We start from the raw sequence: 12,903 nt of genomic DNA, 5'->3' as shown, positions 1-12,903 counted from the left end.
TGGGTTCACCCGTTATTTACCCGGGACAAGTCTTATGGCGTCTGGGATCGGCTTTACCTTGAGCCGGCGGGTGCGAGGCACGTGAAGGGCAATGTCGAAAATCCTGTTGGCCGAAGATGACACCGATATGCGGCGCTTTCTGGTCAAGGCGCTGCAAAACGCCGGCTTCGAGGTCACCTCTTACGACAACGGCCTGTCGGCTTATCAGCGCCTGCGCGAGGAACCGTTCGAGCTGTTGCTGACCGACATCGTCATGCCGGAAATGGACGGCATCGAGCTTGCCCGCCGCGCTGCGGAACTCGACCCGGATATCAAGATCATGTTCATCACCGGTTTTGCCGCCGTGGCCCTGAACGCCGATTCGACGGCGCCCAAGCAGGCCAAGGTGCTGTCCAAGCCGGTGCACCTGCGCGACCTCGTCAACGAGGTCCACAAGATGCTGGCGGCCTGAGCGGCCCCAAAGGGCCGTTCCAGCCGACTTTCGGTCCCCGCCTGGCCAGTTCTGACCACTTGCCACCCCGCGGCGGAGCCGATAAGACCACTGCCTCTAAAGGGCGCGTAGCTCAGCGGGAGAGCACTACCTTGACATGGTAGGGGTCACAGGTTCGATCCCTGTCGCGCCCACCATCTCCCCGAATGTCCAAAGCCTGACCCGCGGCCGGCGCCGCAAGCGGTCTGGCGTCCTTCTCGATCTGGAAGCCGTCACGCGTCTCGCGGGACAGGCCCGCATGCCGATGCCGGCGATATACTGCCATCAGCCGGGCGGCGATCCGACCATCGCTGCGACCGGCGTTTCGGGATCCGCGTCATGACGTTCTTCGAGAGCCTTCTCCTGCTGCTCGCCATCGCGATTGCGCTGCTGCGGGTGTCGCGCCGGTTGTCCATTCCTTATCCGACGATGCTCGCCGCCGCCGGCGTACTGCTTGGAATGTTGCCCGGCGCGCCCACCATCGGGCTCGATCCGCAAATGGCGCTCGCTTTGTTCATCGCGCCGGCCTTGGTCGATGCCGCCTATGATTTTCCGCTGAGCGACATCAAGCGCTTCTGGCGGCCGCTGTTTGCGCTTGCCGTTGTCGCGGTCCTGCTGACGGCGGCGGCGGTTGCCTGGCTCGGCTACGCCATGGCGGGCCTGCCGATCTACGCGGCGGTTGCGCTGGGCGCGATCGTGGCGCCGCCGGATGCCGCGGCGGCCACCGCGGTGCTGCGCAGCGTCAGCATGCCGCGCCGCTCGATCATCGTCTTGAAAGGCGAAAGCCTGCTGAACGACGCCACGGCGCTGATCCTGTTCGGCGCGGCGCTCAGCTTTCACACGCGCGATGCAACGAGCGGCGAAGTGGCGCTGCGCGTTCTGTCGGCAGCGCCGCTCGGCATTCTGTTCGGGTTTGGTATGGCGCTTCTCGCCCGCCGAATCATGCCGCTTTTCAGCGGTACGCTGGGTGGCAACCTGCTCGAATTCGTCACCACCTTCGGCATCTGGACCATCGCCGAGCATCTCGGCATTTCCCCGGTGCTGTGCCTCGTCGCCTTCGCCATGACTCTCGCGCGCACGGCGAATCTGACGACGCCGCCGCGCATGCGCATTCACAGTTTCGCGGTGTGGAGCGCTGCGGTGTTTCTGCTGAACGTGCTCGCCTTCCTGCTGATGGGCTTTCAGGCGCGCAGCATCGTCGGCGGCATGTCGCCCGATCGCCTCAAGGAAGCCGCGTGGTTCGCCGGTGCGGTGGTCGTCTGCGTCGTCGTCGTTCGCATGGTGTGGGCCGTTGCCTACAGTTGGCTTTCATATCGCCGCCGCCGGCTTCGCGGTGCGAGCGACCCCGTGCCCGTGCGCCAGAGCATTCTCATCGGCTGGGCCGGCATGCGAGGTCTGGTCACGCTGGCGACCGCGTTCGCGCTGCCGGCCACGTTTCCACAGCGGGACCTGATCGTGCTCGCGGCCTTCGCGGTCGTGCTCGCGACTTTGGTCATTCAGGGGCTCACGCTTGGTCCCCTGGTCCGGCTTCTCAAGCTCGAAGGCGAAGACGGTTTGCGCGCCGAAATCAACGAGGCGCGCGCCACATTGGCGTCGAAGGCTCTGGAGCAACTCGAAGGGCAGTCGGGCACCGTCGTCGATCACTGGCGCTATTCGCTCGGGGCCAGGCTTCGCGCCGTCCAGGCCGGCGACGACAGCATCTTGAAGGACAAGCATCGCCTCGGGCTCGAGGCGATCCGGCATCAACGTGAAATGCTCGACGAGATGCGCAGAACCGGCCGCATCGGCAGCGATGCATTTATTGTCATTCAGGAAGAACTCGACTTCACCGAGGTGTCGCTTTCCAGCGAGGCCGACCGGCAGATCGAGGAGAATTAGGCCGCGACGACGTACGAACTGTCACGAATAAGACTTATAATTCAGGGTGTTATTGACCCGCTGAAATTGGCTGTGGTAGGTCGTGCCGCATCTTCGCTGAATCTTCATGAACCCAAGCTCAGGCCAATGACACCTCATCACCGACGGCTGTTTTTGGCCTTGATCGTCGTGCTCATCGTCGCGGCGGCCGTGTTCCTCTATTGGCTGTTTGACGGCGTTGCGAGCATCGATGCGATTCAGGCGCGCGTCGCGGCCCTAGGCGATTGGGCGCCGGTCGGCTTTATCCTGCTTTACGGCATTGCGACGATTGCCGGCGTACCGGGCGGCATCTTCGATGTCGCCGGCGGCGCGCTGTTCGGGCCCGTTTCCGGCAGCCTGATCAATCTCGCGGGTGGCACGATCGGTGCGGCGTTGGCTTTTCTCGTCGCGCGCTATCTCGCCGCCGAGTGGGTGCGGCAGCGCGCCGGCCCGCGCGTGCAGAAGGTCATGCGCAACGTCGAACAGGATGGCTGGCAGTTCGTCGCCTTCGTTCGGCTGGTGCCGGTGCTGCCCTACACCATCGTCAATTACATGCTGGGCCTGACACGCATTCCGTTCTGGCACTACCTGCTGGCGACACTCATCTTCATGGCGCCATCAACGGTGGCCTATACTTGGATCGGTCATGCCGGTCGTCAGGCCCTGTCAGGCGAAAGCAACAACATCCGCTATGCGCTGGCCATGCTGGCGGTGATCGCGCTCCTCATCTTCGCGCCGCAATTCTACAAGCGCTGGCGCAAGAACGACGCGATGAGCGATGACGCTCCCCCTGCGGCCTGACGCAGGATCCCGAAAACCGGATATCGGTCTTCGGAAAGATCATGCGCCTGAAAAATGGTCACCAGAACTGCTTCGACGCCAGCCGCGCGCCTTCCGCCATCGCGGCGAGCTTGGCAAACACCACCTGCGGATCGACCGCGGCCTGTCCGACCCAGGTGCCGTAGCCGCAATCCGATCCGGCAATGACGTTCTCGCGCCCGACCAGCTTGGCGTAGCGGCCGATGCGCTGCGCGATCAGCTCCGGATGCTCGATGAAATTCGATTTGGATTCGAGCACGCCGGGGATCAGTACCTTGCCCTCAGGCAGTTTCACCGTTTCGAACACCGCCCATTCGTGGGCGTGGCGGGGATTGGCCGCCTCGAGCGAGATCGCGCAGGGCTTGGCCTTGAAAACGATGTCGACGATGTCGGACAGCGGCACGTCGAAGTGATGGGGGCCTTCGTAGTTGCCCCAGCACAGATGCATGCGCAGGCTTTCTTCAGGGATGTTGGCGACCGCGTGATTGAGCGCCTCGACATGGAGCTGCGCGCGCTTGCGGAAGCCGGCAAGGTCGAGATCAGCATATTGAATGTGCCGCCCCATGCCGAGATCGGGGCAATCGATCTGCAGGACGAAGCCGGCCTTGGCGACCGCCTCGTATTCGTAACGCATGGCGTCGGCGATGGCGTAGATGTAGGTCTCGAAGTCCTTGTAGTGGTCGTTGCGGAAGAACAGCGACACGACGCCGGGCGAGGCGGCGCTCATGAAGCCGCCGACATGCGGCACGGTCTTCAGCGCATCCTTCAGGTTGGCGATGTCGTCGAGCGGCGCCTGCTTGTCGCTGACGCTGATGTCGGCGTTACAGGCCGGCGTCTTGCGGCGCGAGCGGCCGGGATCGCCGAACACTTTCTTTTCCAGCGCCGGGAATTCGTGGACGTCTTGATAGACGAAGGTGTTGCCGGTGCCGCCGAAGCCGTTGAGGCGGTCCTTCACATAGGTCGCGTAGCTCGGCTTCGACATTTCGCCGTCGTTGATGAGATCGACCCCGGCGTCGGCCTGCTTCTTGACCACTTCGGCGACCGCCGTCCTGATGCGCTGCGCCAGCGCGTGCGGTTCGACCGGAACGCCTTCCTCCTTGGCATACATCATCCGGATCAGGTCTTCCGGGCGGGGCAGGCTGCCGGTATGAGTGGTCAGGAAACGGTCACGGCTGCGCTGCATGTAAGCTCCTCGGGGGTCCTCTGGATCGGCCTCTGACGATGGGCCTTCGGCAGGACGGACTGTAGACGGAACCATCCGTAACCACTACCGGACCCCATGCGTTGACAGGGGGGCCTGCGACCCCTAAAAACCCAGCCAAAGTCGCACTGTGAGATTGAGATGAAAGTCCGTAACTCGTTGAAATCGCTGCGGGCGCGCCACCGGAACAATAAGATTGTTCGGCGCAAAGGCCGCGTTTTCATCATCAACAAGACCAATCCGCGCTTTAAGGCCCGTCAGGGCTAAGGCGACCGCCACCAGGCCCTTCAACCGGCCTAGGGCCGGTTTCCTTTCCAAAGCCGCAGATTTGCCATGAGGCGTTGAGACGCTAGTCTCGTGCCCATGGATCGATTCCGGACGTCTGTTGCCCTCCTCGCTGCGCTGTTCGCGGCGGGCTTTGTCGTGTCGCCGGCTACGGCGCAGTCCGATAAAGGGGATTGGATCGAGGCGCCGTCCAAGCTGCCGAAAAAGCGGCCGTTCAGCGAAGATCTGGATTTTCTGTTCGGCGCCCTGAAGGTCGCGCCCGACGACGCCAGTGCCAAGGCGATCGAGCAGCGCATCTGGGCGCAGTGGCTGGTCTCCTCGAGCGACACCACCAATCTGCTGATGTCGCGCGTGGTCGCCGCGGTCGAAGCCAAGGACAACGATCTCGCCATCAAGCTGCTCGATGGTATCGTCAAAATTCGCCCCGATTACCTCGAGGCCTGGAATCGCCGCGCCACGCTCTATTACATGAAGCACGATTACGGCCGTGCCCTGGCCGATATCCGCGAGGTGCTCAGGCGCGAGCCGCGCCACTTTGGGGCGCTGGCCGGACTCGGGCTCATTCTTCAGGACATTGGCGACGATAGACAGGCGCTCGAAGTCTATCGCCGCGCGCTCGCCGTTTATCCGCGGCTGCAGCGCATCCCCGATGTGGTCAAGAAGCTCAAGGAACAGGTCGAGGGCCGCGACATCTGAGCGGGCCGGCGACTTGTCCCAAACAATTCAATGCTGCGCGCGCTCGGCCTCACGCAACAAGTCGAGCGGCAGGAACGGCTTGCGCATGAACAAGGTGTGCTCCGGCAAATCCTTGTTCAGTTGGTATCCTGAGGCGACGATGATGTGGATGTGCGGATAATTCTCCCGCGTGGCGTGCGCGAGATCGATTCCGTCGACTTCGCCTGCGAGGCTTACATCCGTATACATCATCGTCAGCAAAGGGCCGACGCGGTCGAGGACCTGTAGCGCCGCTTCAGCGCTCTCGCATTGAATGACGCCCATCTCGCATTCTTCCAGCAGCATCGAAACGACGTCGCGCTGCATTTCATCATCTTCGACCACAAGTGCCATCGGCTTGAAGGGTGTCGCCTGTCCCATTGATCCGCTCCCTCGCTCCGTGGATTTGACATCGGACGTTTAGGGACAATGCCAGCGCGCGCAGATTTGTTCACAATGGAACCGCGGTTATGAGCGATTGCGGCAATCCGTGACGAAATGTGATCGATATTTCAACAGGGCTGCGATGCCATTTGCCGTGCCGGGGGCGCGCTGTCTGAGTCCGAATCAGGCTCGGCTATTTGGCTTCACCGGCGCCGACTTCTTTTCGCTAAGCCGCGACGACTTTCTTGGCCGCGCCGTAGTGCCCGTGCAGGCGGCGCAACGCCGCCACGTTGGTCAGCGCCGATGCCATGCAGCAGCGCGATTTGCCACTCGATTTGGCTTCGTATAGCGCCGCGTCGGCGACCGCGAGAAGATCGATGAAATCAGTGCCATGCTCGGGCGCCATCGCGATGCCGACGCTGACGCCGATGCTTGCCGTCATGCCATTCTTGAATTCGTACTGACTGGCGATCGCCGCAATCAGGTGCTCACCGAGCTCCAGCGCGCGTTCTTTGTTCAAGTTTCCGATCAGAACGACGAATTCGTCGCCGCCGATGCGCGCGGCAATATCAGGTCCTCGCAAGGCGCGTTGTAGGCGTTCGGCGGCCATCTTGAGCAACTCGTCACCGGCGGCATGGCCATAGGTGTCGTTCACGGTCTTGAAGCCGTCGAGATCGAGGAACAGCAACGCCAGCGAGTCGTCGCCGGGACGCGCGCTCTTCAGTTTGTCCTCAACAGCGTCGATCAGGCCGCGCCGGTTCGACAGCCCGGTGAGAGCATCGTGGCGCGCGCGGTGATCGTTCTCGCGTTCGGCCCGCATGGTTGCGACCAGCATCTTGTTGAGTTTGAAGGCCGCCGCCGTCATTGCCACGAAATACATCGGCGCCTGCAGCAATACGATGTACAGCAGCGGCTCTCGCGATAGCACGGCGCCGACGAGGCAGGGGCCGATGCTGGTCAGGATCATCGTGCTGGCAAGACGTGGCGCGCCGAAATTGCGGAAACAAATGCCACCGACCATGGCCGCGCCCGACAGGCATGCCATCGTGGCAATGACCCAGTCGCCGCTGGCCAGGCTGATGACGGCGCCGAATCCGACGCCGCAGCTCCAGAGCAGCGCCAGGACTATATGGATGTCAGTCGGAGTTTTGCGTTGCTTCAGCGCAGCGCGCCGCGCCGCCAGCAGGACAACGAGCCGGGCAAAACAGATCGTCGCTTCGAACACGAACCACGCGACGAAAGGCGCGGTTTGCATGCGCCAGGCGACGGCCGCCGATACCAGGGTCGTGTTGATGACGCCGCCCGCGAACACCGGCAGCCCGCCAAACAGGCCGCCGACCAGCGCAATGCGAATATCGTCGGGAATTCCGGGTCCGACATCGACCAGCCAGCGGGTCAACCGCCAGCGGGGCAGACTGTAGACTCGGGATTCGCTGTTCATGGACTCCCCCTTCGGGGGGACAAAGACGCCCGCGCCACTTAACAGGGGCTTACCTCAGGTTGTGGTCTGCGAACGTCCTTGCCGAACGGTAAATCGGTGTGGACCCACGGTCCTTAACGTTGCAATCGGATTCGATCAATACCTGGAGTGGCGGCCGGCAGCCGGAAGAGACAACGTGGCGAAAAACGGTCTCATTCCTCGGCATCGAGCGCACGGCGCAGCCGCCGCACGATGACACCACGGGCGCGATCGTCCGCAGCGGCCTCGATCTTGTCATTAATATCGAGAATGAGCTTCGACATGTCGTTATGCCAGTCGAGCGAAATGACCGCTTCCGGCGCCAGTCGCCGGCGCTGCGCCCCGGTCAGCGGTGTCGGGGCACTGGTTGTCAGTTCATAGTTGTCGTCGAGGACGGGCACATACACCTTGGCTGCCGGCACCAGCCGCTCGGCAATGCGGCCGGACAGGGCGGTGAGGGCGGGCTCTTCGCCGTGAACTAAGAACACACCACGTCGAATCGGCCGCCGCCCGGCGATCCAGCGCGCCAGCTCCGGACCGTCGGCGTGGCCGGAATATTCATCAAACGAGACGATGTGCGCGGCGACCTTGATCTCCTCGCCCTGAATGCGCACGGCCTTGGCGCCCTCGGCGAGAAAGCGTCCCAGCGTGCCCTGCGCCTGGAACCCCGACAGCAATACCGTCGCGTTCGGATGCCAGAGCCAACGCTTGAGATGATGGCGGATGCGACCGGCATCGCACATGCCGCTGCCGGCGATGATGATGTGAAAGCCGGAAAATTTGGCGATCGCCTTGCTCTCGTCGACAGTCTCGGTCGAACGCAGATGCGGCGAATTCAGCACGCGGGTGACGTCGATATCGGAGTTGAGCGCCGAAGCATGCTGGCGAAAGACTTCGGTGGCGCGGATGGCCAGGGGCGAATCGAGAAAGATCGGCGCCGCCGGCACGCGGCCTTTCTCCATCAGATCGATCAGATCGATGACGAGCTCCTGCGTGCGCTCGACGGCGAAGGCGGGAATGAGCAGCGGCCCCTCAAGGCGTTGCGCGTCGCGCACCATTTCGGCGAGTTTCTCGCGCCGCGATTCCGGCGTGACCGCTGGCCGTTCGACATGGCCGTAGGTCGATTCTGAGATGACGTAATCCAGGCCCGCCGGCGCTTCGGGGTTCGGCTGCAGCAATTTGGCGTCGGGGCCGACATCGCCCGATGCGAGCACGCGCAGCGCTTCACCGTTTTTGCCCTCGCCGGCGAACTCGATCTCGATGGAAGCCGAGCCGAGCAGGTGACCGGCATTCCAGTAGCGTGCACGCACGCCAGGGATCACGTCGATCCAGGTTTCGTATTCGACCGGATGAAAAGAACCGAGCGCGGCATAGGCGTCGGCTTGTGTGTAGATCGGGCTGACCTCGCGCCGGCCGCGAGCCGCGTTGCGGCGGTTGAGCGCGGCGACTTCGGACTCCTGAATGCTGCCGGCGTCGGGCAGCATATACGAACACAGGTCGATGGTGCCGCGCGTCGCCAAGATGCGGCCACGGAAACCCGCGCGAACCAGCTTCGGCAGCAGTCCGCTGTGATCGATGTGCGCATGCGTCAGCAGCACCGCATCGATATCGGCCGGATTGAACGGGAAGGCGCCGTAGTTCAGCTCCTTGAGGGTCTTCGACCCCTGATACAGGCCGCAATCGACCAGCACATTGCCGGCCGTCGACTTGAACCAGTGGCAGGAACCGGTCACCGTGCGCGCGGCGCCGCAAAACTGAATGATGACGCCCATCGTATCGTTACCCGCTCGGCTATGGCGATGATCTCATCTATCGCACTTTGCGGGGCGGCACTTGATCTGGAGCAAGCGCCCGGCGTCAGCTTTCGATGTCGTCATCCCCGACATAAGCAATGCGCAGCATGTTGGTCGCGCCGGGGGTGCCGAGCGGCACGCCCGCGACGACGATGACGCGCTGACCCGGCTTGGCGAAACCTTCCCGGAACGCGATGCGGCAGGCCCGATCGACCATATCGTCCTGATCGTGAGCGTCCTCGGTGACGACGCAATGCACGCCCCAGACGACGGCCAGGCGGCGCCCGGTTTCGCTGTTCGGCGACAGCGCCACGATCGGCGGGCGCGGCCGCTCGCGCGCGACGCGCAGTGCGGTCGAACCCGACGAAGTCCAGCAGATCACCGCGGCCAGATCGAGCGTATCGGCGATGTGGCGAGCCGCATCGGCGATGGCATCGGCGCCGGTGGCCTCCGGCTGGGTGCGCTGCGCGTTGATGATTTCGCGATAGGGCGGGTCGCTTTCGACCTGCTCGGCGATGCGGCTCATCGTGCTGACGGCTTCCAGCGGGTACTGCCCGGCTGCCGATTCCGCCGACAGCATGACCGCGTCGGCGCCTTCGAAGATTGCGGTGGCGACGTCGGAGACTTCGGCACGCGTCGGCACCGGTGAGGAAATCATCGACTCCAGCATCTGCGTCGCGACCACCACCGGCTTGCCAGTGGCACGACCGAGGCGCGTCATCTGCTTCTGCACGCCCGGTACCTTCTCGAGCGGCATCTCGACGCCGAGATCGCCGCGCGCCACCATCAGCGCATCAGCAATCTCGATGATCTCGGGGAGGCGGGCGACCGCCTGCGGCTTTTCGACCTTCACCATGACCAACGCGCGGCCGCGCGTCAGCTTTTTGGCTTCGGCGACGTCTTCAGGCCGCTGCACGAAGGACAGCGCGATCCAGTCGATGCCGGCTTCCAGCGAAGCTTCGAGATCGGACAGATCCTTGCCGGTGAGTGCGGACAGCGGGATCGTCGAATCCGGCACGCTCACGCCCTTGCGATCGGACAGCTTGCCCGCGACTTCGACGCGTGTCGTCACGCGGTCCGGCTCGACTTTGGTCACGGTCAACCGCACCTTGCCGTCGTCGATGAGGAGGGTATGTCCGGGCTCTACAGCGGCGAGAATTTCCGGATGCGGCAGATAGATGCGGTCAGCGCCGCCAATTGCAGGATTGGAGTCGAGAACGACGGTGTCGCCTTGCTTCACCATGATCGAACCGCCCTGGATTGTGCCCAGCCGCAGTTTCGGTCCCTGCAGATCGACCAGGATGCCGATCGGCCGATCGTTCTCGGCTTCGATCTGCCGGATCATCGCGACCAGTTCGCGCATGCGATCCTGGCTCGTATGACTCATGTTGATGCGGAAGACATCCGCGCCGGCCTTGAACAGCTTGCCGATCATTTCCGGGCTGGACGAAGCGGGGCCCAGCGTGGCGACGATCTTGGCGCGGCGGTGACGTCTCATCGTCGCAGTCCTTCCTTGTTGGTGCCAAGCGGGGGTGGCGGCGACAATCCTACGCCCGGCGGTGGCGGTGGTCCTGCGCCGGGCGGCATACGTGGCGGGGGCCCGCCGCGCGGTGGCAGCGGCCGATCGACCGGTTGTTCCGCGGTGTCGGTCAATTGCACGGTCCAGGAGCGCTGCTCCTGCGTGTCGACTTCGAAGTATCCGGTTCGGTCGTAGCCGCGCGCCAGGCAATTCTCGGTACCGCGAATGGTGAATTCCTTCTCGCGCGAGCACATGAAGGCGTGCCCGGACCATTCGCCGCCGCGGTCGTAGTCGACCGCATAAATATAATAGTAACGCGCAACAAGCGCGCCGCGCAGCAGCGTGTCGCAACTCCGCGCCGAAATATTCCACCAGCCTTCGGTGGTCCATCCTTCGGCGTCCTTGTAGCCGATGGCGACGCCAACACGGCTGCCGGTGTTGTTGCAGAGTCGGAAGTCGGCGTGGGCGGGCTCGCTGAGCGCCATCAGGCCGATGAACAGTGCCGGCAGGGCTGCGAGCAAGGTGCGAAGAACGCGGCGTTTGGCGAAAAAGACGGGCAAAGCGTTCACGGAGCCGGCGTGTTCGAGTCGATTGAAATGTAAGCAGACCGTCATGGCGTGTCGACGACGATCGCACGAAAGTCGTTGACGTTGGTGAAGGTAGGGCCGGGTTCGAGCAGATCGCCGAGCCGGGCGAAAAATTCGGTCGAATTATTATCGGCAAGAAACGCGGCAGGATCGAGGCCAAGGGCCTTGGCGCGGGCTGCCGAATGGCCGTCGACCAGCGCGCCGGCGGGATCGGTGGCGGCGCCGCCGCCGCCGTCGGTGCCGTCGGTATCGCCCGCAATCGCCGCCACATTGTCGAGGCCGGCGAGCTGATCGACCAGACCCAGCGCATATTCCTGATTGGGGCCGCCACGACCCTGGCCGCGCATGGTGACCGTCAGTTCGCCGCCGGAAATGATCACGGCGCGCTTGCGCTGCGCGCGCAACTCGCGGGCCACGGCAGCATGCGTCGCCGCTACTTCACGCGCCTCGCCTTCGACATCAGGGCCGAGCGAGATGCATTCGTAACCGGCGGCGATCACCGCCTTCTCCGCCGCTTCGAGCGCATCGCGCGGCCGCGCCGCGAGCACGAAGCGCGCATTGGCAAAGGCAGGATCGCCGGGCTTCGGCGATTCATTGGCCGCGTCGTTCAATGCATGCATGATCGATGCGGGCAGATCGAGGTCGTATTTGGCGACAATGGCGAGCGCGTCATCGAGCGTCGTCGGATCGGGCACCGTCGGCCCCGAGCCGATCGCCGAAGGATCGTCGCCCGGCACGTCCGAGATGGCGATGGTGATGACCTCGGCAGGCGCAGCTCGCTTTGCGAGGCGTCCGCCCTTGATGCGCGACAGATGCTTGCGCACCGTATTGATTTCGCCGATATGCGCGCCGGATCGCAGCAGCGCGCGCGTCACGGCCTGTTTGTCGGCGAATGACACGCCGTCCGCCGGGGCGATCCAGTTGGCCGAGGCGCCGCCAGACATCAGCACCAGGACAAGATCGCCGGCGCCCGCGCCGCTGGCCAGTTCGAGCGCGCGCGCTGCGCCCTTCAAGCCCGCTTCGTCCGGGACCGGGTGCCCGGCCTCGATCATGGTCACCAGCCGCGTCGGCCGCCCGTAGCCGTGCCGCGCCACGGCGACGCCGGTCAGCCGCTTGGCCGGCAGGCCGAGCGTGTCGAGGTAATGATTTTCCGCGGTTTCAGCCATGGAGCCGGCCGCCTTGCCGGCGGCCAGCAGGATGACGCGGCCTTTCGGCACCGGCAACAGCGGCGGCAGGAAGGTGCCGGGGTGGGCGGCCGCTACCGCGGTGCGAAAAAGTGATTCGAGGAAAGGACGCAATTCGGTCATGGGGCGGATACCGCCGATTTTTTGCGGCTATGGCAAGACGTTTTGCTCGCCCCTATGTTGAGGGCCGATATCGGAGGCTTTTCACGCCATGGACGACAAGACCCGCACTGAACTGGAGGCCGCCGTGTACCGGCGTTTGGTCGAGCATCTGCGCCAGCGCGCCGATGTGCAGAACATCGACCTGATGAATCTGGCCGGCTTCTGCCGCAATTGCCTGTCGAACTGGATGAAGGACGCCGCGGATGCGCGCGGCGTTGCCATGTCCAAGGACGAAAGCCGTGAAATCGTCTATGGCGAGCCCTACGACCAGTGGCGCGCCAAGCACCAGAAGGAGGCCTCGCCCGAGCAGAAGGCCGCCTTCGAAAAGTCCAGACCGCAGCACTGAAAAAAGCCATTCCGTGACAGGCTGATGACCCTGGCTTGTGAACAACGTGGATGACCGCAGGCCCGCCTTGACCTTGAGCGCGCGA

13 protein-coding genes and 1 tRNA gene are annotated in these 12,903 nt (G+C 63.9%); 7 read left to right on the top strand and 7 right to left on the bottom strand.

The genetic code is table 11. The annotated features are described in order from the left end of the window. The first annotated feature begins 91 nt into the window (after positions 1 to 91). The 4 genes from ASD45_RS15810 (at position 92) to ASD45_RS15795 (ending at position 3,166) form a co-directional block, all read left to right on the top strand. Complete coding sequence (locus ASD45_RS15810; protein WP_056912357.1) at positions 92 to 451, top strand: response regulator; 360 nt, start codon at positions 92 to 94, stop codon at positions 449 to 451. Between the two features lie 101 nt (positions 452 to 552). Further along, positions 553 to 627: transfer RNA gene (locus tag ASD45_RS15805), tRNA-Val, on the top strand. Between the two features lie 181 nt (positions 628 to 808). Continuing rightward, positions 809 to 2,347 carry a cation:proton antiporter gene (locus tag ASD45_RS15800; RefSeq protein WP_056912356.1) on the top strand — a complete coding sequence of 513 codons (1,539 nt, stop codon included), beginning with the start codon at positions 809 to 811 and terminating at the stop codon, positions 2,345 to 2,347. Positions 2,348 to 2,473: 126 nt separating this feature from the next. After that, the gene (locus ASD45_RS15795) at positions 2,474 to 3,166 is read left to right on the top strand and encodes a TVP38/TMEM64 family protein (protein WP_082540878.1); all 693 of its coding nucleotides are present in this window, start codon (positions 2,474 to 2,476) and stop codon (positions 3,164 to 3,166) included. Between the two features lie 58 nt (positions 3,167 to 3,224). Here the strand turns inward: ASD45_RS15795 and ASD45_RS15790 are convergent, their stop codons facing one another. Next, entirely contained in the window at positions 3,225 to 4,367 is a 1,143-nt protein-coding gene (locus tag ASD45_RS15790) for a cobalamin-independent methionine synthase II family protein (protein WP_056912354.1), read from the bottom strand. Between the two features lie 159 nt (positions 4,368 to 4,526). Here ASD45_RS15790 and ykgO point away from each other — a divergent pair, with 159 nt between their 5' ends. Beyond that, on the top strand, positions 4,527 to 4,652 hold the full coding sequence (ykgO, locus tag ASD45_RS15785; RefSeq protein WP_056912353.1) for a type B 50S ribosomal protein L36: 126 nt from the start codon (positions 4,527 to 4,529) through the stop codon (positions 4,650 to 4,652). A 96-nt stretch (positions 4,653 to 4,748) separates the two neighbouring features. Further along, positions 4,749 to 5,366 (top strand): tetratricopeptide repeat protein, encoded by a 618-nt coding sequence (locus ASD45_RS15780; RefSeq protein WP_082540877.1) that lies wholly within the window; start codon positions 4,749 to 4,751, stop codon positions 5,364 to 5,366. Positions 5,367 to 5,393: 27 nt separating this feature from the next. Here the strand turns inward: ASD45_RS15780 and ASD45_RS15775 are convergent, their stop codons facing one another. The 6 genes from ASD45_RS15775 to ASD45_RS15750 form a co-directional block, all read right to left on the bottom strand. Then, complete coding sequence (locus tag ASD45_RS15775; RefSeq protein ID WP_056912352.1) at positions 5,394 to 5,765, bottom strand: response regulator; 372 nt, start codon at positions 5,763 to 5,765, stop codon at positions 5,394 to 5,396. 229 nt (positions 5,766 to 5,994) lie between these two features. Then, positions 5,995 to 7,209, bottom strand: coding sequence for a GGDEF domain-containing protein (locus tag ASD45_RS15770; RefSeq protein ID WP_056912351.1), 1,215 nt, complete (start codon positions 7,207 to 7,209; stop codon positions 5,995 to 5,997). 191 nt (positions 7,210 to 7,400) lie between these two features. Further along, positions 7,401 to 8,999, bottom strand: coding sequence for an MBL fold metallo-hydrolase (locus ASD45_RS15765; protein WP_056912350.1), 1,599 nt, complete (start codon positions 8,997 to 8,999; stop codon positions 7,401 to 7,403). Positions 9,000 to 9,084: 85 nt separating this feature from the next. Next, a complete protein-coding gene (gene pyk, locus ASD45_RS15760) occupies positions 9,085 to 10,518 on the bottom strand; it encodes a pyruvate kinase (protein ID WP_056912349.1) in 1,434 nt (477 codons plus the stop codon). Continuing rightward, positions 10,515 to 11,060, bottom strand: a complete 546-nt coding sequence (locus ASD45_RS15755) for a DUF1036 domain-containing protein (protein ID WP_244485473.1) — start codon at positions 11,058 to 11,060, stop codon at positions 10,515 to 10,517. The genes pyk and ASD45_RS15755 overlap by 4 nt, the downstream gene beginning before the upstream one ends. 89 nt (positions 11,061 to 11,149) lie before the next feature. After that, positions 11,150 to 12,433 carry a glycerate kinase gene (locus ASD45_RS15750; RefSeq protein WP_056912348.1) on the bottom strand — a complete coding sequence of 428 codons (1,284 nt, stop codon included), beginning with the start codon at positions 12,431 to 12,433 and terminating at the stop codon, positions 11,150 to 11,152. A gap of 88 nt (positions 12,434 to 12,521) precedes the next feature. On the opposite strand from ASD45_RS15750, the gene ASD45_RS15745 reads away from it, so the two are divergent. Continuing rightward, positions 12,522 to 12,818 (top strand): DUF1244 domain-containing protein, encoded by a 297-nt coding sequence (locus ASD45_RS15745; RefSeq protein ID WP_056912347.1) that lies wholly within the window; start codon positions 12,522 to 12,524, stop codon positions 12,816 to 12,818. Positions 12,819 to 12,903: the final 85 nt, after the last annotated feature.

Origin of the sequence: Pseudolabrys sp. Root1462 (genome assembly GCF_001426945.1) — a bacterium.
In the GTDB taxonomy this organism is placed as follows: domain Bacteria; phylum Pseudomonadota; class Alphaproteobacteria; order Rhizobiales; family Xanthobacteraceae; genus Pseudolabrys.
The sequence above is the reverse complement of the archived record's forward strand: the minus strand, read 5'-3'. Positions and strand labels throughout refer to the sequence as shown.

Bases quoted from the DNA above. Each gene is read 5' to 3' on its own strand.
- ASD45_RS15770 (WP_056912351.1), bottom strand. From the start codon at position 7,209: ATGAACAGCGAATCCCGAGTCTACAGTCTGCCCCGCTGGCGGTTGACC.
- ASD45_RS15790 (WP_056912354.1), bottom strand. From the start codon at position 4,367: ATGCAGCGCAGCCGTGACCGTTTCCTGACCACTCATACCGGCAGCCTG.
- pyk (WP_056912349.1), bottom strand. From the start codon at position 10,518: ATGAGACGTCACCGCCGCGCCAAGATCGTCGCCACGCTGGGCCCCGCT.
- ASD45_RS15745 (WP_056912347.1), top strand. From the start codon at position 12,522: ATGGACGACAAGACCCGCACTGAACTGGAGGCCGCCGTGTACCGGCGT.
- ASD45_RS15795 (WP_082540878.1), top strand. From the start codon at position 2,474: ATGACACCTCATCACCGACGGCTGTTTTTGGCCTTGATCGTCGTGCTC.
- ykgO (WP_056912353.1), top strand. From the start codon at position 4,527: ATGAAAGTCCGTAACTCGTTGAAATCGCTGCGGGCGCGCCACCGGAAC.
- ASD45_RS15810 (WP_056912357.1), top strand. From the start codon at position 92: ATGTCGAAAATCCTGTTGGCCGAAGATGACACCGATATGCGGCGCTTT.
- ASD45_RS15800 (WP_056912356.1), top strand. From the start codon at position 809: ATGACGTTCTTCGAGAGCCTTCTCCTGCTGCTCGCCATCGCGATTGCG.
- ASD45_RS15765 (WP_056912350.1), bottom strand. From the start codon at position 8,999: ATGGGCGTCATCATTCAGTTTTGCGGCGCCGCGCGCACGGTGACCGGT.
- ASD45_RS15775 (WP_056912352.1), bottom strand. From the start codon at position 5,765: ATGGGACAGGCGACACCCTTCAAGCCGATGGCACTTGTGGTCGAAGAT.
- ASD45_RS15750 (WP_056912348.1), bottom strand. From the start codon at position 12,433: ATGACCGAATTGCGTCCTTTCCTCGAATCACTTTTTCGCACCGCGGTA.
- ASD45_RS15780 (WP_082540877.1), top strand. From the start codon at position 4,749: ATGGATCGATTCCGGACGTCTGTTGCCCTCCTCGCTGCGCTGTTCGCG.